The sequence below is a fragment of the Paenibacillus koleovorans NBRC 103111 genome (assembly GCF_004000845.1).
Taxonomy (GTDB): domain Bacteria; phylum Bacillota; class Bacilli; order Paenibacillales; family NBRC-103111; genus Paenibacillus_AA; species Paenibacillus_AA koleovorans.
Genome location: NZ_BIMA01000016.1, coordinates 58,587 through 77,483 on the forward strand (window position 1 = coordinate 58,587; position 18,897 = coordinate 77,483).

The 18,897-nt window shown below is 56.3% G+C and carries 14 protein-coding genes; all 14 read left to right on the forward strand.

Translation table 11 applies throughout. The features are described from left to right. The first annotated feature begins 16 nt into the window (after nucleotides 1-16). The 14 genes from rseP (at nucleotide 17) to pnp (ending at nucleotide 18,823) form a co-directional block, all read left to right on the forward strand. Complete coding sequence (rseP, locus tag PKO02S_RS07705; RefSeq protein ID WP_127580682.1) at nucleotides 17-1,291, forward strand: RIP metalloprotease RseP; 1,275 nt, start codon at nucleotides 17-19, stop codon at nucleotides 1,289-1,291. A 44-nt stretch (nucleotides 1,292-1,335) separates the two neighbouring features. Continuing rightward, the gene (gene proS, locus PKO02S_RS07710; RefSeq protein WP_127580684.1) at nucleotides 1,336-2,787 is read left to right on the forward strand and encodes a proline--tRNA ligase; all 1,452 of its coding nucleotides are present in this window, start codon (nucleotides 1,336-1,338) and stop codon (nucleotides 2,785-2,787) included. Nucleotides 2,788-2,899: 112 nt separating this feature from the next. Beyond that, complete coding sequence (locus PKO02S_RS07715; RefSeq protein ID WP_127580686.1) at nucleotides 2,900-7,213, forward strand: PolC-type DNA polymerase III; 4,314 nt, start codon at nucleotides 2,900-2,902, stop codon at nucleotides 7,211-7,213. A 196-nt stretch (nucleotides 7,214-7,409) separates the two neighbouring features. Continuing rightward, on the forward strand, nucleotides 7,410-7,868 hold the full coding sequence (gene rimP, locus PKO02S_RS07720; protein ID WP_127580688.1) for a ribosome maturation factor RimP: 459 nt from the start codon (nucleotides 7,410-7,412) through the stop codon (nucleotides 7,866-7,868). A 33-nt stretch (nucleotides 7,869-7,901) separates the two neighbouring features. Continuing rightward, a complete protein-coding gene (nusA, locus tag PKO02S_RS07725; RefSeq protein ID WP_127580690.1) occupies nucleotides 7,902-8,999 on the forward strand; it encodes a transcription termination factor NusA in 1,098 nt (365 codons plus the stop codon). 13 nt (nucleotides 9,000-9,012) lie between these two features. Continuing rightward, on the forward strand, nucleotides 9,013-9,330 hold the full coding sequence (rnpM, locus tag PKO02S_RS07730; RefSeq protein WP_127580692.1) for an RNase P modulator RnpM: 318 nt from the start codon (nucleotides 9,013-9,015) through the stop codon (nucleotides 9,328-9,330). Then, nucleotides 9,320-9,646 (forward strand): L7Ae/L30e/S12e/Gadd45 family ribosomal protein, encoded by a 327-nt coding sequence (locus PKO02S_RS07735; protein ID WP_127580694.1) that lies wholly within the window; start codon nucleotides 9,320-9,322, stop codon nucleotides 9,644-9,646. Before rnpM ends, PKO02S_RS07735 begins: the two co-directional genes overlap by 11 nt. After that, nucleotides 9,639-12,806, forward strand: a complete 3,168-nt coding sequence (gene infB, locus PKO02S_RS07740; protein ID WP_127580696.1) for a translation initiation factor IF-2 — start codon at nucleotides 9,639-9,641, stop codon at nucleotides 12,804-12,806. The genes PKO02S_RS07735 and infB overlap by 8 nt, the downstream gene beginning before the upstream one ends. 9 nt (nucleotides 12,807-12,815) lie before the next feature. Beyond that, complete coding sequence (gene rbfA / locus PKO02S_RS07745; RefSeq protein WP_127580698.1) at nucleotides 12,816-13,172, forward strand: 30S ribosome-binding factor RbfA; 357 nt, start codon at nucleotides 12,816-12,818, stop codon at nucleotides 13,170-13,172. Beyond that, nucleotides 13,169-14,167, forward strand: coding sequence for a DHH family phosphoesterase (locus tag PKO02S_RS07750; RefSeq protein ID WP_127580700.1), 999 nt, complete (start codon nucleotides 13,169-13,171; stop codon nucleotides 14,165-14,167). The genes rbfA and PKO02S_RS07750 overlap by 4 nt, the downstream gene beginning before the upstream one ends. Further along, a complete protein-coding gene (truB, locus tag PKO02S_RS07755) occupies nucleotides 14,164-15,114 on the forward strand; it encodes a tRNA pseudouridine(55) synthase TruB (RefSeq protein ID WP_127580702.1) in 951 nt (316 codons plus the stop codon). Before PKO02S_RS07750 ends, truB begins: the two co-directional genes overlap by 4 nt. Nucleotides 15,115-15,149: 35 nt before the next feature. After that, nucleotides 15,150-16,091 carry a bifunctional riboflavin kinase/FAD synthetase gene (locus PKO02S_RS07760; RefSeq protein ID WP_127580704.1) on the forward strand — a complete coding sequence of 314 codons (942 nt, stop codon included), beginning with the start codon at nucleotides 15,150-15,152 and terminating at the stop codon, nucleotides 16,089-16,091. Between the two features lie 176 nt (nucleotides 16,092-16,267). Continuing rightward, complete coding sequence (gene rpsO / locus PKO02S_RS07765) at nucleotides 16,268-16,537, forward strand: 30S ribosomal protein S15 (RefSeq protein WP_127580706.1); 270 nt, start codon at nucleotides 16,268-16,270, stop codon at nucleotides 16,535-16,537. A gap of 177 nt (nucleotides 16,538-16,714) precedes the next feature. Then, on the forward strand, nucleotides 16,715-18,823 hold the full coding sequence (gene pnp, locus PKO02S_RS07770) for a polyribonucleotide nucleotidyltransferase (RefSeq protein WP_127580708.1): 2,109 nt from the start codon (nucleotides 16,715-16,717) through the stop codon (nucleotides 18,821-18,823). Nucleotides 18,824-18,897 lie beyond the last annotated feature (74 nt).

Consider the following 18,897-nt stretch of genomic DNA (forward strand, 5'->3'; position numbering starts at 1 on the left):
CCGAAAGGAAGATGTCATGTCACCGCAGATCATATTTCAAATCGTGCTGCTGTTTTTCGTTTTGGTTACTATACATGAGTGGGGCCACTATTATTTCGCCAAGAGAGCGGGAATATTGGTTCGTGAATTTGCCATCGGCTTCGGGCCGAAATTGTTCTCGTTCAAGCGCGGGGAAACCCGTTATACATTGCGGCTGTTGCCGGTCGGCGGGTTCGTCCGGATGGCGGGCGAAGATCCGGAGATCGTCCATGTCCAGCAAGGGCAGACCGTTGCGGTCCGATTGCAGGACAATGTCGTTACGCACCTGTACTTGGATCAGCTGGATCAGCGTTCCGAAGTTGTGATCGGGACCGTCGACAAGATCGATCTGGAGAAAGATCTTCAGATTCGGCTGTTCACGGGGCCGGAAGAGGAAGGAACGACCGAGACGCTTCGCGTTCACCCGCAAGCGATGATGGTGACACGCGGCAAAGAGACGCAGATTGCGCCTTGGGATCGGCAGTTCGGCAGCAAAACGGTCGGACAACGCGCGCTGTCCATCTTCGCAGGACCCTTTATGAATTTCATCCTGGCATTCGTATTGTTCGTGACGGTGATGTTCCTGGCGGGCATGCCGACGAACGTGAAGATCGAGCGGGTGGAACCGAATTCACCTGCGATGAAGGCCGGATTGATGCCGGGCGACATCATCAAGACCGTCAATAACACAGCCGTAGGCGCTTCAACGACCAAGCTCACCGGCATGATCGGGCAATCGCCGGATCAATCGATGAACTGGATCGTTCTCCGAGGAGGCAAGGAGACGAACATTAGCGTCACACCGGCCAAGAACGACGAAGGCCGCATTCTGGTCGGCATCGGGCTTTCCGCCGACAAGCGGAATACGTCGTTCGGCGAAGCATTCAGCGGCGGCTGGGACAATATGAAGCTCGCCACGCAGCAAATTTTGCTTGGCTTCAAGAAGCTGTTGTTCGGCCAATTTACGCTGGATGATTTGGGCGGACCGGTAATGATGGTCGAAGTGACCAAGCAGCACGCCAGCGCCGGCCTTGCGCAATATACGTTCTGGGCGGCGGTGCTGAGTCTGTACTTGGGTATTTTCAACCTGCTGCCGATTCCGGCGCTCGACGGCAGCCGCCTCGTCTTCCTCGGGTTTGAAGCGGTTCGAGGAAGGCCGGTTGACCCGAATCGGGAAAGTCTCGTCCATTTTATCGGCTTCGCCGCCTTGATGCTATTGATGATTGCCGTCACGTACAACGACATCGTGCGGCTGATCCGCGGCGAAGGCTGATCCACGTTTATTGAACTTTTGTTATTGGTCGGAGGAGGACTCCCATGTCTAAAGAGAAAGAGAAGCAATTCGTCAAGGAGATCACTCCGCAGAGCGAGGATTTCTCACGCTGGTATATCGATACGATCAGTAAGGCCGAGCTGATGAGCTATTCGCCGGTACGCGGCTGCGTCGTGCTGCGCCCGGACGGTTACGAAATCTGGGAGAACATTCAGCGTGAGCTCGATGCCAGATTCAAGGAGACCGGACATCGCAACGCCTACTTCCCGTTATTCATTCCGGAGAGCTTCTTCCAGAAAGAGAAGGAGCATGTGGAGGGCTTCAATCCCGAGCTGCCTTGGGTAACGGAAGCGGGCGGCGAAAAGCTCGAAGAGAGACTCGCCATCCGACCGACTTCGGAGACGATGATCGGCCACATGTACTCCAACTGGATCCAGTCGTACCGGGACTTGCCGGTCTTGATCAATCAATGGGCGAACGTAGTGCGCTGGGAGAAGCGGACGCTGCCTTTCCTCCGTACAACCGAATTCCTCTGGCAGGAAGGCCATACGGCCCATGAGGATGAAGCGGATGCGCGCAAGGAAACGATGCAGATGCTCGACATATACCGGGACTTCGCCGAGAACTTCCTGGCGATCCCGGTCATCGTCGGGCAAAAGACCCCGTCGGAGAAATTCGCCGGCGCCGTCGACACTTATTCTATAGAAGCGATGATGAAGGACGGCAAAGCGGTTCAAGCCGGAACCTCCCACTACCTGGGGACGAACTTCGCCAAGGCGTTCGAAATTCAATACCTCGACCGCGAGAACCAGCAGCAGTTCGTGCATACGACCTCATGGGGCGTCAGCACTAGGCTGATCGGCGCGATGATTATGGTGCATGGAGACGATCGCGGTCTTGTATTGCCGCCGAAGGTCGCTCCGCTGCAAGTAGTCATGATTCCGATCGGGCCGCCTAAGACGCGGGAAGCGGTTATCGCCCGGACGGACGAGCTGTTCGGCGAGCTGAAGCGCGCCGGCATCCGAGTCAAGGTCGACGGTCGCGAGCAGAGCCCTGGCTGGAAGTTCAACGAGTACGAGATGCGCGGCGTACCGATCCGCATCGAGCTCGGCCCTCGCGACATGGAGAACGGACAAGCCGTTCTCGTCTCGCGGGTGTCGGGCGAGAAACGCGTCATCGCGCAAGATCGCCTTGTAGCCGAAGTGCGCGCCATGCTGGAGGAGATTCACACTATGATGTACGCGAACGCGAAGGCGTTCATGGACAGCCACTTCTACACGGTGGATTCGCTGGATGAGATGAAGAGCTGCCTCGAGCAGCAGCGCGGCTTCACGCTCGCCGGCTGGTGCGGCTCGGAAGCTTGCGAGCATCAAGTGAAGGAAGAGACGGGAGCGACGAGCCGCAATATTCCGTTCACCCCGGCGACTGCGAAGACTACTTGTCTCGTCTGCGGCTCGCCGGCCGAGCACACCGTCGTTTTCGGCAAGGCGCATTAACCCCTTCGTTACTCAGCCGTTCATTCCGAGGGCAACACGCCAGGACTCGTCCTACGTTTTGCCCTTTTTTCACCCCTAATAACAATAAAAAGAAGGAAGGATGGATGGAGAGATGAGCATCCAAGCGAACCAACGCGCCCGCTTCGATATGCTGCTGCAGCATGCGAGCGTCCCGCCTTCAATCGTGGAATCCTACTTGACCGGCGGCTATATCGATCGTGTGGAGTGCAGCCGCAGCAACCGCGAATGGACGTTTTATTTGGCATTGCCCGCCTTGATCCCGCTTGATGTGTTCCATTCGTTCGTCAAGCTGATCAAGGACAAGTTTGCGCATATCGCTTCCGTCGAAATTCGTTGTACGTTTGCGGAAACGGTGGAAGATTCGGCTATCGTCGAGCAGTATTGGGGGCTATTCATAGATTGGATTCATACGCAAGCAGCTTCCGTGAACGGCTGGCTCGGCACTGCCAAGGTGGAAGTGAAGGAACGATCCGTTACGATCCGTTTGTTGGATTCGATCGGACTGGAGCTCGCCAAGAAAAAAGCGGTCGACGGCTTTGTTCAGCGGTTTTTCCGCGACTATTTCGGCAGATCCTATCAAGTAAAGCTAGATGTAGGACAGTCCAACGGAGAAGAACGCGAGAAATTCGCCCAGCAAATCGTCGAAGAAGAGCGCAGCGTCATCCAGAACATGATGATCGCATCTCCGGTCGATACGGCTACGCCGGAAGCGGCCCCGCCGGAAGGCGAAATCAAGCTGATGATGGGCTACGAGATCAAGGACGCGCCGGTTCCGATTCAGAACGTCCGTGACGAAGAGAAGAAGATTGCGATCCAAGGCATGATCTTCAATCTGGATAAGAAGGAGCTACGCAACGGCAATACGCTGTTCGAGTTCTGTTTGACCGATTTCTCCGACTCGCTCATGCTCAAGGCGTTTGCCAAAAATAAAGAAGATTTGAAGATTCTAAGCCTGCTGGCGAACGGCAAATGGATTCGCGCGCGCGGCAAGGTGGAGTACGACCGGTTCATGATGACGCCCGAGCTAGTTATGATTCCTTCGGATCTCGTGGAAGTGCTGGCCCCGCCGGAGCGGACGGACAATGCCGAAGAGAAGCGGGTCGAGTTTCATCTACATACGACGATGAGCACGATGGATGCCGTCACCTCGGTTGACGATTATATCAAGACGGCGGCGAAATGGGGACACCGGGCGATCGCGATTACGGATCACGGCGGCGTGCAGTCGTTCCCGGAAGCGAACAAAGCGGCCAAAAAACACGGCATCCAGGTGCTGTACGGCGTGGAAGCGAATGTGGTGAACGATAACGTGGCCGTCGTAATGAATCCGACCGCAGCTGAGCTGAAATCAGCGACTTACGTGGTATTCGACATCGAGACGACCGGACTTTCGGTCATCAGCAACAAGATCATCGAGCTCGCCGGCGTGAAGATGCAGGATGGCAAGGTGATCGACAAGTTCGAGACATTCATCGATCCGCATGAGAAAATTCCTTATCATATTACCCAGTTGACGCATATTACGGACGATATGGTGGCGGGACAACCTGAGCTCGAGGATATGCTGCCGAAGTTTGTCGACTTTGTCGGCGATGCCGTGCTCGTGGCGCATAACGCCCGATTCGATATGGGCTTCATCCAGGCGAATCTGAAGACGATGGGGCAGCCGCCGCTGCCGAACCCGGTGCTGGATACGCTCGAGATGGCCAGGCTTCTGTTCCCTTCGCTTAAGAATCATCGATTGAACACGCTCACCGAGAAGTTCAAGGTCAGCCTGGACAACCATCACCGCGCGGTAGAAGATTCTAAGGCGCTGGGCGAAGTGCTGTTCCATATGGTGAAGGAAGCCGACGACCGGGGCAAGACGACGCTGGCGCGGCTGAACGACGAAGTAGGCAAAAACCTGGCGAACACGCGGCCGTTCCACTGCTGTATTTACGCCTTGAACGCGAAGGGCAAGAAGAACTTATTCAAGCTGATATCCATTTCACATACCGAGTATTTCCACCGTGTTCCTTGTATTCCTAAGAGCAAGCTCGTGGAGCTCCGTGAAGGACTGCTCATCGCCTCCGGCTGCGAGAAGGGCGAATTTTACGAGACGGTGCTGAACAAGACGATTGAAGAAGCTGAGGGAGTTGCGGAATTCTACGACGTGCTGGAAATACAACCGGTCGTCGTCAACATGCATCTCGTCGATAAAGGACTGGTAGGCAGCCGTCTCGAGCTGGAGGAGACGAACCGCCGCATCTGCGCGATCGGGGACAAGCTGGGCAAACCGGTCATCGCGACCGGCAACGTGCATTACTTGCAGCCGCGCGACAAGATCAGCCGAGACATTACGATATTCGGCATAACCGGCTTCAGCCCGCTCAAAGATATGAAGAAACCGGACGTCCATTTCCGCACAACGCGTGAGATGCTCGAGGAGTTCAAACATCTGGGCGAAGCGAAAGCTTATGAAGTGGTTGTGAAAAATACGAACGAGCTCGCCGACCGGTTCGAGAAATTCGACCTGTTCCCGAAACAGCTGTTCACGCCGAATATCGAAGGGGCGGATGACGAAATCCGCAATACCTGCTATGCGACGGCTCGTTCGATGTATGGGGAGGAGCTGCCGCAGGTCGTGATCGACCGGCTGGAAAAAGAATTGAAGCCGATTATCGGCTACAAGTTCTCGGCCAACTACCTGATGTCGGCGCGGCTCGTCAAAAAGTCTAATGAAGACGGTTATTTGGTTGGCTCGCGGGGATCTGTCGGTTCTTCCGTTGTAGCGACGTTCCTGGGCATTTCCGAGGTGAATCCGATGCCGCCGCATTATTTGTGCGGATCGTGCTGCTTCAGCGAGTGGTTCCTCGACGGCAGCGTCCCGAGCGGCTTCGACTTGCCGGCCAAGACGTGCCCGACTTGCGGAGCGACGATGAAGGGCGAAGGGCATGATATCCCGTTCGAGACGTTCCTCGGGTTCAAGGGCGACAAAGTGCCCGATATCGATTTGAACTTCTCAGGCCTCTACCAGCCGATCGCTCATAATTATACGAAGGAAATGTTCGGGGAGAAATGCGTATTCCGCGCCGGCACGATCGGTACCGTAGCAGAGAAGACGGCATACGGTTACGTCAAAAAATATGAAGAAGAGTATGGGCACAAATGGCGCGGCGCAGAATTGAACCGTCTTGCAGGCGGCTGTACCGGCGTAAAGCGGAGCACGGGGCAGCATCCCGGCGGCATTGTCGTCGTCCCGGACGACATCGACGTCGAGGAAGTGACGCCGGTGCAATATCCGGCCGACGACCAGAAGGCGGATTGGAAAACGACCCATTTCGATTATCATGCTTTCGAGGAGAACCTGCTCAAGCTCGATATTCTGGGACATGAAAATCCGACGATGATGCGGATGCTGCAAGACTTGACGGGTGTAGATCCAACGGGCATCCCGATGAACGATGCGAAGGTGATGAGCCTGTTCAATTCGGTTACCGCGCTCGGCGTCAAGCCGGATCAGATTCGTTCTACAGTAGCCACGTATGGTCTTCCGGAGATGGGGACGAAGTTCGTCCGTCAGATGCTGCAGGAAACGATGCCGACCTCGTTCGCGGATTTGCTGCAAATATCCGGTCTCTCTCATGGAACCGGGGTTTGGCTCGGCAACGCGCAAGAGCTGATCAAAAACGGCACTTGTACGATTAAGACGGTAATCGGTTGCCGGGATGAGATCATGCTGTATTTGATCTACAAGGCCGGGATGGACGCAGCTCTGGCATTCAAAATTACCGAGAGCGTGCGGAAAGGCCGCGGGTTGACCGACGAATGGATCGAGGATATGAAGAAGCACAAGGTGCCGCAATGGTATATCGACTCCTGCCTGCGCATCGAGTACATGTTCCCGAAGGCGCATGCCGCCGCTTACGTGCTCGCCGCCGTGCGCACCGCCTATTACAAGCTGTACCATCCGATCGAGTTTTACGCGACTTATTTCTCGATGCGCGCCGAAGACTTTGATGTGGACGTTTTCTCACAAGGCTATGATGTGATTCTCAAGAAGCTGATCGAAATCGAAGAAAAATCGTTCCAGGCCGCCCCTAAAGAGAAGGCGATGATGCCGACGCTCGAGATGGCGCTGGAAATGACCTCGCGGGGCTTCGGATTCAAGGGAATCGACCTGTACCGCTCGGATGCGACGCAGTTCAAGATCGAAGGCAATCAGCTTATCCCGCCGTTTGCCGCCATTCAGGGTGTAGGCGAGAATGCCGCCCGCAACATCGCTGCCGCTCGGGAAGAAGGCGACTTCCTCTCGATCGAGGATTTCCAGATGAAGTCGAAGGCGACCAAAACGATTGTCGAGCTGCTCTCGACGATGGGCTGCTTCCGCGGTTTGCCGGAATCGAATCAGCTCAGCTTGTTCTAGTCGCCCTAGTGAGTCTGTTATTTTCATCCTTGTACAGCTATCCATGTTATGGTATAATCAATTTTGGTAATAATGATGATCATAGATCGTTGTTGATGCGAGAGTGGGGAAACCCACTCTTTACGTTTTGTGTGCAGAAACCGGCATACGATTGGCGTTGATCATTCATTTTTTGGGCGCAAGGAGGTATCCATAGATGGCACAGCCGATAAAAGAGATCATCACGGAAATGATTCAACCTTTCTTGGACAACGAGGGGTTCGAACTGGTCGACGTGGAGTACGTGAAGGAAGGCAACAACCGGTTTCTACGCGTCTATGTGGACAAGGAAGGCGGCATCGACATCGACGATTGCGGCCGGATTAGCGAAGTGCTGAGCGAGAAGCTGGATGAGAAGGATCCGATTCCGGACGCCTACTTTCTCGAAGTGTCGTCGCCCGGAGCCGAGCGGCCGCTGAAGAAGCTGTCCGATTACGAGCGTGCGGTGGAGAAGAACGTGTTCGTTACGACGTACGAGCCGATCGATGGAGCGAAAGAGTTCGAAGGCAAGCTGCTGTCGTTCGACGGAGACACGCTCGTCATCCAGACGCCGCGCAAAAAAGCTTCGGTCCCCTATGCGAAAGTGGCCAGTGCCAGATTGGCCATCGTATTCTAGCGTCTGACTATTGAAAGGAGGAACTCATTTCAAATGAACATGGATTTTATTGAAGCCTTGTCGGAAATCGAGAGAGAGAAAGGCATTGCCAAAGACGTGTTAGTGGACGCGATCGAAGCGGCGCTGATCTCCAGCTACAAACGCAACTTTAACACCGCGCAGAACGTGCGCGTCGATATTAACCGCCAGACCGGACTGATCAAAGTGTACGCGCGGAAAAACGTCGTGGACGAAGTACTCGATCCCCGATTGGAAATTTCGCTCTATGCTTCACGGGAAATCAATCCGAACTTCCAGATCGACGACATCGTGGAGATTGAAGTGACGCCGCGGGATTTCGGCCGCATCGCCGCGCAGACCGCGAAGCAGGTCGTGACGCAGCGCATTCGCGAAGCCGAGCGCGGGCTCATTTATGACGCCTTTATCGACCGTGAGGAAGACATCGTCACCGGCACCGTGCAGCGCCAGGATTTGCGCAGTATCTTCCTCGACCTCGGCAAGGTGGAGGCGGTGCTGCCGCTGAACGAGCTGATGCCGAACGAAAAGTTCAAGCACGGCGACCGGGTGAAAGCATACATTACCAAAGTGGAAAATACGACGAAAGGGCCACAGATTATGCTGTCCCGTTCGCATCCGGGTTTGTTGCGCCGGTTGTTCGAGCTGGAAGTGCCCGAAATTTACGACGGTGTCGTCGAGATTCGTTCCGTGGCGCGCGAAGCCGGGTTCCGGTCGAAGATCGCCGTGCATTCCCGCAACGATGAGGTCGATCCGGTCGGCTCCTGCGTAGGCCCGAAGGGGACTCGCGTGCAGACGATCGTGAACGAGCTGAAGGGCGAGAAGATCGATATCGTCCGCTGGTCGGAAAGTGTGGAAGAGTACGTGGCGAATGCGCTCAGCCCGTCCAAGGTGCTCGAGGTGAACGTGTTCGAGAGCGAGAAGATGGCGCGCGTCATCGTACCGGACTACCAGCTGTCGCTGGCGATCGGGATCAAGGGCCAGAACGCCCGCCTGGCGGCGAAGCTGACCGGCTGGAAGATCGATATCAAGAGCGAGACGCAGGCAGAGCAAGAGCTGGGACGCCCTAGAACGTCGAGTGAGGAAATGCACCAGGATTCGATTAGCATCGATTAAGGGGGCGACGGGCGTGAAACCTAGAAAGATCCCTCAGCGTAAGTGCATCGTCTGTCAGCATACGCTGACGAAGAAAGAAATGGTCCGTGTCGTCCGTACGCCGGAAGGCGCGGTTGAAGTCGATGTGACGGGCAAGAAAAACGGCCGGGGCGCTTATTTGTGCGGTAAAATGGAAGGGTTCCTGCAGGCGAAGAAGACGAAGGCGTTCGATCGTGCGCTCAAAGTGTCGATGACGCCGGAAGATTACGAGCGGCTGGAGCAGGATTTCAACGCGATTCAAGCGCGATACGCTACCATCAATTGCGGGAGAAATACGGCCCATGAATCCTAAAGCCGCTTCTTACTTGGGACTCGCGATGAGGGCGGGCAAGCTGACGACGGGGGATGAGAACGTCCTGAAGGCGATCCGCTCGTCGAAGTGCTCGCTCGTCCTGATGGCGGAAGACGCGTCGGCGAATACGCAGAAGAAATTTCGAGATAAATGCAAGTCCTACTCGGTCCGGCTCCTCGAGCACGGAAGCCGGCACGAGCTGGGAGCCGCGATCGGCAAGGAAGAGCGGGTGTTGATCGCAGTGCTTGACCCCGGGTTCGCGCGGCAAATCGCTGCGTGCCTCGGCAACCTTTCGGAGGTGAAACCTATTGACTAATCAAAACGATAAAGACAAAGACAAGCTCCGCGTTTATGAATATGCCAAATCTTTAAACATGAGCAGCAAGGAAATCATTACGATTCTAAAGCGGCTTAGCGTGCCGGTCAACAACCATATGAGCGTCATGGAAAACGATGCGGTGCATAAGGTCGAACAGTTTTTCCGAGACGTGAAGGCGAACGCGGCGGCTAAGCGCGCGCAAGGCGAAAGCGGCTCACAATCGGGTGGAGGCGTTGCGGTGGACAGCGGTAACAAACATGGAGGCGGGCAACAAAATCGTCCGCAGCATCAAGGCGGAGGCCAAGGGCAACAACGTGAAGGCGGTCAAGGTCAAGGTCAGGGTCAAGGCGGCGGAGGCCATCAGGGCCAGCGTCGTGAGGGCGGTCAAGGAGGCGGAGGCGGTTACCAAGGCCAGCGTCGTGAGGGCGGTCAAGGAGGCGGGGGCGGCTACCAAGGCCAGAACCGTGAAGGCGGTCAAGGAGGCGGTGGAGGTTACCAAGGCCAGCGCCGTGAGGGCGGTCAAGGAGGCGGGGGCTACCAGGGCCAGCGTCGCGAGGGCGGTCAAGGAGGCGGAGGCTATCAAGGCCAGCGTCGTGAAGGCGGCCAAGGCGGAGGCGGTTACCAAGGCCAGAACCGTGAAGGCGGTCAAGGAGGCGGTGGAGGTTACCAAGGCCAGAACCGTGAAGGCGGTCAGGGCGGAGGCGGTTACCAAGGCCAGAACCGTGAAGGTGGCCAAGGCGGAGGCGGAGGTTACCAAGGCCAGCGCCGTGAAGGCGGTCAAGGCGGAGGCGGAGGTTACCAAGGCCAGCGCCGCGAAGGCGGTCAAGGCGGAGGCGGAGGTTACCAAGGCCAGCGCCGTGAAGGCGGTCAAGGCGGAGGCGGTTACCAAGGTCAGCGTCCGAGCGGCGGTCAAGGCGGAGGCGGAGGTTATCAAGGCCAGCGTCCGAGCGGCGGTCAAGGAGGCGGAGGCGGTTACCAGGGTCAGCGTCCGAGCGGCGGTCAAGGAGGCGGAGGCGGCTATCAAGGCCAACGTCCGAGCGGCGGTCAAGGCGGAGGCGGCTATCAGGGCCAGCGTCCGAGTGGCGGCGGTCAAGGCGGCGGGGGTGCAGCTCGCAGCACAGGCCAAGCGGCCACTGCTGCTCCACCACAACGTACGGATCGCGAGCGCACCGATCGCAACCGGACCGGTCAGTACCAGAACCGCTCCAACACCGGATCGGGTCGTCCTACTATCGTGCCGACAGGTAACGAGGAAGTTGATGAATCCGGCAAAGTAAAAACCGCCAAGAAAACGAAACCGAATCAGAAGCGGTTTGACGATAACAATAAGGGCAACTTCAAGTCGAATGGGCGCAACCAGCGCGGCAGAGCCCCTGAACCCGTTCGCAAAGAAAAAATCGACAATACGCCCAAGAAAATTATCGTTCGCGGCACAATGACCGTAGGCGAGCTCTGCAAAGCGCTTCATAAAGACGCTTCCGAAGTCATCAAGAAGCTGTTGATGATGGGCTTCATGACCACAATCAATCAAGAGCTCGATCTGGACACGATTCAATTGATTGCCGGCGAATACAAGGTTGAAGTCGAAATCAAGCTTCCGGTCGAGGAAGATAATTTCGAAACGATTGAAGAAAAGGATGAGGCAGCCGATCTGATCGAGCGTCCTCCGGTCGTGACGATTATGGGTCATGTCGACCACGGGAAGACAACCTTGCTCGATGCGATCCGTCATACGAATGTGACCGAGGGCGAAGCCGGCGGCATTACCCAGCATATCGGCGCCTACCAAGTCGAGATCAAGAACAAGAAAATTACGTTCCTCGATACGCCGGGTCACGAAGCGTTTACAACGATGCGTGCCCGCGGCGCGCAGGTGACCGACATCACGATTCTCGTCGTTGCGGCGGATGACGGCGTCATGCCGCAAACCGTAGAAGCGATCAGCCACGCTAAGGCGGCGAATGTGCCGATCATCGTAGCGGTGAACAAAATGGATAAGCCGGATGCGAATCCGGATAAAATTAAACAAGAGCTGACCGAATACGCGCTAGTGCCGGAAGAATGGGGCGGCGAGACGATCTTCGTCAACCTGTCCGCCAAGCAGCGCAAAGGGATCGACGAGCTGCTCGAGATGATCCTGCTCGTAGCGGAAGTGCAAGAGCTCAAGGCGAACCCGGATAAGCGCGCCCGCGGTACGGTCATCGAGGCCGAGCTGGATAAAGGCCGCGGTCCTGTAGCACGCGTCCTCATTCAGCACGGTACGCTCAAGGTAGGCGACGCCTTCGTGGCCGGCGTCAGCTTCGGCCGCGTCCGGGCGATGGTGAACGACAAGGGACGCCGTCTCAAGGAAGCCGGCCCTTCCACGCCCGTGGAAATTACCGGTCTTACCGAAGTGCCGCTTGCCGGCGATCCGTTCCTCGTGTACGAGGACGAGCGCAAAGCGAGAGCGATCGCCGAACGTCGCGCGACTACGCTTCGCGCTTCCGAGATGGGGGCGAACAGCCGCGTCACGCTGGACGATCTGTACAAGCACATCAAGGAAGGCGAAGTGAAGGACCTGAACGTCATCATCAAAGGCGACGTTCAAGGCTCCGTCGAAGCACTGAAAGGCTCGCTCGAGAAAATCGATGTCGCCGGCGTGCGCGTGAAGATCATTCACAGCGGCGCAGGGGCTATTACCGAGTCCGATATTATTCTCGCTTCGGCGTCCAATGCGATCATCATCGGCTTCAACGTACGTCCGGAGCCGGCAGCGTTGCCGACCGCCGAGCAGGAGAAGGTTGACATCCGCCTGCACCGCGTCATCTACACCGTCATCGAGGAAATCGAACAAGCGATGAAGGGCATGCTGGACCCGATCTTCAAGGAGACGGTTATCGGTCAAGCGGAAGTGCGGAATATTTTCAAAATCAGCAAAATCGGCACGATTGCCGGCTGCATGATAACATCGGGCAAAATTATCCGCTCGGCCGAAGTGCGCGTCATCCGCGGCGGTGTCGTCGTGACCGAAGGCAAAATCGATTCCCTCAAGCGGTTCAAGGACGATGTCCGCGAAGTGGCGCAAGGGTACGAGTGCGGGATTTCCATTGTCAAGTACAACGATCTTAAAGAAGGCGACATCATCGAGGCATTCGTGATGGAAACCGTGGAGAGGTGATCCCAAGCCATGGCGAGAATTCGCGTAGGTCGAGTAGGCGAGCAGATCAAGAAAGAGCTGAGCGTCATAGTACAGGCCGAGTTGAAAGATCCGCGCGTCGGCTTTATGACCGTCACCGGAGTGGACGTCACCAACGACTTGTCGTTGGCGAAGGTCTACTTGAGCGTTATGGGGACGGAGCAGCAAAAAGAAGATACGCTTAAGGCGCTTGTAAAAGCGACCGGCTTCATCCGATCCGAGCTCGGTAAACGAATTCGGCTGCGGAAGACGCCGGAGCTGCAGTTCTTGTTCGATTCCTCTATCGCATACGGCAGCCGGATCGACCAGCTCCTGACCGAGCTGAACGAAAGGGATGCCGAACAATGAACGAAAGAGCCGAGGCAGAGACGTATGAGCAGCAGCTAGTGAGCGCAGAACGCTTTATTCGGGCGAATGATGACTTTCTGGTCGTAGCGCACGTCAATCCGGATGGAGACGCAGCCAGCTCCACTTTTGCGGTGGGCTGGCTGCTTGACCGGCTCGGTAAACGATATACGCTGGCGAACGATGATGCCATCCCTAGCAAGTTCGCGTATTTATGGGGGTATTCTCAGCTCCTGACGCTTGATCGTCTGCCGGAAGGCGCGACATATCGAGCCGTTATCAGTGTCGACTGCGCCGACGAGTCCCGGATCGGACAAATTCGCGAACGGATCGCACCTGACGCGGAGCTTCTTAATATCGACCATCATCCGACGAATGATTATTTTGGCAAGCACCAGCTCATTCGCGCGGATGCAGCCGCAACGGTCGAGCTTCTCTATGAGCTGGCCGAACAGCTGCAGGTACCGGTCACTCGCGAGTTGGCCGATTGCATCTATACCGGGCTGCTGACGGACACGGGGGGCTTCCGTTACTCCAATACGTCGCCTCATGTGATGCAGATCGCCTCCGATCTGCTTCAGCATGGAGTGGAAGGGTATAAGCTGGCGGAAAATTTGCTCGAGAAAATTACGAAGAGCCATATCGCCGTGTTGCAGCGAGCGTTAGGCACGCTTTCTTTCGCATACGATCATAAAATATGTTGGATTTCCGTGTCTGCGGAAGATATGGCGGTCACGAATGCAACCCCGGAGGACTTGGACGGCTTGATTCAATACCCTCGGAATATCGAAGGGGTAGAGGTCGGACTGCTGTTCAAGCAGGCGGACGAGCGCAAGGTGAAGGTCAGCTTCCGTTCGGCCGGATCCGTAGATGTGGCCCAAGTGGCCAAAACGTTCGGCGGCGGCGGACATGTCCGCGCTTCCGGCTGTACGCTCGAAGGGGAGCTGCAGGAAGTGATCGCGCGAGTAGTTGAAGAAGTAGGGCGGTCGATTGGATGAGCAAGGCGAAACGGGCTGAGGCTTCATATGAAGGCGTGCTGCCGGTGCTGAAGCCGCCGGGCTTCACATCGCATGACGTAGTGGCCAAAGCAAGGCGGCTGCTCGGCATGAAACGAATCGGACATACGGGGACGCTGGATCCGCAAGTAACCGGCGTCCTTCCGCTCTGTTTGGGGAGAGCTACGCGCGTAGTGGAATACATTCAGGAGCTTCCGAAGGAGTACGAGGCGGAGCTGACGATCGGCTACGCAACCGATACGGAGGATTGGACCGGGCAAGTAACGGCGCAGGTCGAACGTGCTGAACTGTCGCGGGAGCAACTGCTTGAGGTGCTCCAACGATTCGTCGGTTCAATCGAGCAGGTGCCGCCGATGTACTCGGCGGTTCGGGTCGACGGCAAGCGGCTTTATGAGCTGGCACGCCAAGGCCAAGAGGTGGAGCGGACGGCCAGGACCGTCCAGATTTACCGCCTCGAGCTGCTTCATTCGGAGCTTGAGCTGGACCACCCGAAGGTTCGGTTCCGGGTGCTCTGCTCCAAAGGCACGTATATACGGACGTTATGCGTCGATATCGGACGAGCGCTCGGTTATCCGTCGGTCATGAGCGAGCTGGTACGCACGTCGACCGGGCAAATTGCGCTCGAACGATGCTTGTCGTTGCCGGACATCGAGCGCCTGGTCCAAGCCGGTGAATTGGAGCAGCATTTGATCCCGACGGATCAAGCCATCGCCCATTTGCCGAAGCTTCAGGTCGACGCAGCTGCTGCGCTTCACGCCTCTCAAGGCAAGACGATTCGGGTAGCGGCTGCTGCAACCGCTGAAGACGATGCGGGCACCTCGGGATTAGTCCGGCTATACAACGAGGACGGAACGTTTCTCGGCATTTTCGACAACCAACCGGAGCAGCACGGGCAATGGCGGCTGCAGCCGGAGAAAGTATTCGTGTAGCCTTGGGCTGCAGGACGGTAGGGGAAGGAACGAATATGCAGGTTTTTGAATTATGCTACCCTTTATCGCTATACCCCGGCACGGTGCCGGAGCAAGGTCAAGTGATGGCCATCGGCGACTTCGACGGTCTGCATCACGGTCATCGCGAAGTGATTCGGCTCGCGGTGGAGACCGGCAGGCAGCAGTCGCGGCCCGTATCGCTTATGACATTCCACCCGCATCCCAGGGAAGTGCTGGGCCATGACGTCTATGCGCGTTGCCTGACGCCGCTGCCGGACAAGCTGGAGATGCTGGAGCAGCTCGGCATCGATGCGGTGTACCTGGTCCGCTTCGACCCCGTATTCGCGCAAGTGACGGCCGAGCAATTCGTCACCGATATGCTGATGCCGCTTCAACCGTCTACGGTCGTCGTCGGTTTCGACTTTGCCTTTGGGCATCAAGCGCGAGGCAATGCCGACTCGCTCTGTGAATTCGGCCACGGCCGATTCGCGGTACAAGTCGTGCGTCCGTTCCATATGAACGAGGAGAAGGTCAGCAGCACGCTCATTCGCCGCGCCTTAGAGGAAGGGAGCGTCGAGCACGCCGCCGAGCTGCTGGGTCGTCCGTATTCGATTAAGGGGACCGTCGTGCACGGGGATGCTCGAGGTCGCCAGCTTGGCTTCCCGACGGCGAACGTGCAGCTCGATTACCCTTATGTCGTCCCGGCCAAGGGCGTCTATGCGGTACGGGCGACGGTGGAGAGTAGCCAGTACGCCGGAGTCATGAACTTGGGAACGAAGCCTACATTTGCGGACGGCACGCCAGTCAGCTCATTCGAAGTGCACTTGTTTGACTTCAACCGCTCGATTTATGGAGAAAAAATGCAAGTGGAGCTTGTTACTTATTTGCGTCCGGAGCGCAAGTTCGAATCGATCGATGCGCTCATCGCGCAGATTCGAACGGATGCCGAGCGGGCTCGGGAGCTTTTATCCGTCTAAGACAGATGCCGGCTGGAGCGGCCTACGTTTACAACTGCCGTTCCCTTGTGGTATACTGATTTCCGTTGCCTGATCTGATCTTGATCGCAGGCGCACGAACCTGAGCTTGGAGACTCGATCGCACCGACGGTTTCTCGGCTTATGGCGATTTTCATTCGAATGAGGAGGTGACCGAGATGGCATTGACACAAGAGCGTAAGAACCAGCTGATCGCGGATTACAAAGTACACGATACCGACACAGGATCCCCTGAAGTACAGATCGCGATTTTAACGGAGAATATCGTTAACTTGACTGACCACCTGCGGACGCACAAGAAAGATCATCACTCGCGCCGCGGTTTGCTTAAGATGGTAGGCCAACGCCGCAAGCTGCTGGCTTACTTGAAGAACAAAGACGTCAGCCGCTACAGCGCCCTGATCGAGCGTCTGGGCTTGCGTCGATAACAATCGGCAGGATAAAAGCAACCTTGTCGGCTTCGGCCGCGGGTTGTTTTTCTTCTAGTTATACATATTTTTTTGTTTTTTTTTGGACAGGAAAATAATGTTTTGCGTAAAGAAGGAAATACTGAGAAGTATGCAGAATAAGAGTGAGATGGACATTTAGAACCTTGGAGGGCATTTATGGAGAAGAAAGTGCACATGGAGTTGGGAGGAAGGCCGTTTTCCCTGGAAACAGGCCGTCTTGCCAAGCAAGCCAACGGTGCAGTAGTGGTGCGTTACGGAGATACGGTCGTGCTCTGTACGGTGACCGCATCCTCGGAGCCGAAGGACTTGGATTTTTTCCCGCTTACCGTAAACTATGAAGAACGCCTATATTCGGTCGGGAAAATTCCCGGCGGATTTATTAAAAGAGAAGGACGTCCTAGCGAGAAGGCGATATTGTCCAGCCGGCTAACCGACCGTCCTATTCGTCCCTTGTTCCCGGAAGGATTCCGGAACGACGTGCAGATCGTAGCGATGGTCATGAGCGTAGACCAAACATGTCCGCCGGATATTGCCGCTATGATCGGCACTTCCGCTGCGCTCAGCATCTCGGACGTGCCTTTCAGCGGTCCGGTTGGCGGTGTGGTTGTAGGTCGAATCGACGGGCAGTTCCTGATCAACCCGACACCGGAGCAGGAAGCGGATAGCGATGTATACTTGGTCGTGGCGGGTACGAAGGACGCCATTATGATGGTCGAGGCGGAAGCGAACGAAGTGCCGGAGGATGTCATTCTCGAAGCGATTATGTTCGGCCATGACGAGATTCGCAAAATCGTCGCCATGCAGGAGCAGTTCGTGCAGGAAGCGGGCAAGCCGAAGATGGATGTGAAGCTGCATGCGGTGGATGCGGAAGTGAACGCTTCGGTTCGGGAATTTGCGCAAGGACGACTCGTAGAAGCGATTCGAGTCCCGGAAAAGCATGCCAGACAAGCGGCGATCGACGCCGTCAATGCAGAAGCCCTTGAACATTTCACGCCGATCTATGCGGAAGAGTCCGACAAGATCAAAGACGTGAAGGAAGTCCTATACGATATCGTCAAAGAGGAAGTACGCCGCCTGATCACCCATGACAAGGTTCGGCCCGACGGCCGCGGCTTGGACGAGATCCGGGCGATTGAATGCGATACGGCGCTGCTGCCGCGTACGCACGGCTCAGGCCTGTTCACGCGCGGTCAGACGCAAGCGCTTAGCGTCTGTACGCTTGGAGCGCTCGGCGACGTGCAAATTCTGGATGGCATCGACCTGGAAGAGACGAAGCGGTTCATGCACCATTATAACTTTCCGCCGTTCAGCGTAGGCGAGGCTCGTCCGCTGCGTCCTCCAGGACGCCGCGAGATCGGTCATGGCGCGCTAGGCGAACGGGCGCTGTCCAAGGTCATTCCTTCAGAAGTCGATTTCCCTTATACGATCCGCCTTGTGTCCGAAGTACTGGAATCGAACGGTTCTACATCCCAAGCGAGCATCTGTGCCAGCACATTGGCGATGATGGATGCAGGGGTTCCGATCAAAGCGCCGGTAGCGGGCATTGCGATGGGGCTGATCAAGGACGGAGATCATTTCTCCATCCTGAGCGACATTCAAGGCATGGAGGACCACCTCGGCGATATGGACTTCAAGGTAGCCGGAACGGCGGAAGGCGTGACGGCGATTCAGATGGACATCAAGATCGACGGCATCAACCGCGATATCCTGAAGCAGTCGCTCCAGCAGGCGAAGGAAGGCCGCATGTTCATCTTGGGCAAGATGCTCGAGACGATCCAGCAGCCGCGCAAGAGCTTGTCGCCTTATGCGCCCAAGATTGTTACAATGCAGATCAATCCGGACAAAATTCGCGATGTTATCGGGGCCGGTGGCAAAATCATCAACAAAATTATTGAAGAAACCGGCGTGAAGATCGATATCGAGCAAGACGGTCGAGTATTCATCGCCTCCTCGAACGAGCAGATGAACGAGAAAGCAAGAACGATCATCGAAGGCATCGTACGGGAAGTGATCGTAGGCGAGACGTACCTCGGCACGGTGAAGCGGATCGAGAAGTTCGGCGCCTTCGTAGAAATTTTGCCGGGCAAAGAAGGGCTCGTCCACATTTCCCAAATTTCCACGGAGCGAGTAGCCAAGGTGGAAGATGTGCTGAAGCTGGGCGATCAAATAACCGTCAAAGTGACGGAAATTGACAACCAGGGACGTGTCAACCTGTCCCGTAAAGCAACGCTGGTCGCTGCGGTGCCAACTTCTGAGAAAGCGTAGTTTCATTTTCATATTTGTATCGGATAAAGAGCCAGCTTAGTCTGACTCTTTTTTCATGACAGCAAGCTCTGCAA

Excerpts from the sequence above, each read along its gene's own strand:
- PKO02S_RS07760 (WP_127580704.1), top strand. The coding sequence starts at position 15,150 with ATGCAGGTTTTTGAATTATGCTACCCTTTATCGCTATACCCCGGCACG.
- truB (WP_127580702.1), top strand. The coding sequence starts at position 14,164 with ATGAGCAAGGCGAAACGGGCTGAGGCTTCATATGAAGGCGTGCTGCCG.
- PKO02S_RS07715 (WP_127580686.1), top strand. The coding sequence starts at position 2,900 with ATGAGCATCCAAGCGAACCAACGCGCCCGCTTCGATATGCTGCTGCAG.
- rseP (WP_127580682.1), top strand. The coding sequence starts at position 17 with ATGTCACCGCAGATCATATTTCAAATCGTGCTGCTGTTTTTCGTTTTG.
- PKO02S_RS07735 (WP_127580694.1), top strand. The coding sequence starts at position 9,320 with ATGAATCCTAAAGCCGCTTCTTACTTGGGACTCGCGATGAGGGCGGGC.
- rpsO (WP_127580706.1), top strand. The coding sequence starts at position 16,268 with ATGGCATTGACACAAGAGCGTAAGAACCAGCTGATCGCGGATTACAAA.
- rimP (WP_127580688.1), top strand. The coding sequence starts at position 7,410 with ATGGCACAGCCGATAAAAGAGATCATCACGGAAATGATTCAACCTTTC.
- proS (WP_127580684.1), top strand. The coding sequence starts at position 1,336 with ATGTCTAAAGAGAAAGAGAAGCAATTCGTCAAGGAGATCACTCCGCAG.
- nusA (WP_127580690.1), top strand. The coding sequence starts at position 7,902 with ATGAACATGGATTTTATTGAAGCCTTGTCGGAAATCGAGAGAGAGAAA.
- pnp (WP_127580708.1), top strand. The coding sequence starts at position 16,715 with ATGGAGAAGAAAGTGCACATGGAGTTGGGAGGAAGGCCGTTTTCCCTG.
- PKO02S_RS07750 (WP_127580700.1), top strand. The coding sequence starts at position 13,169 with ATGAACGAAAGAGCCGAGGCAGAGACGTATGAGCAGCAGCTAGTGAGC.
- rbfA (WP_127580698.1), top strand. The coding sequence starts at position 12,816 with ATGGCGAGAATTCGCGTAGGTCGAGTAGGCGAGCAGATCAAGAAAGAG.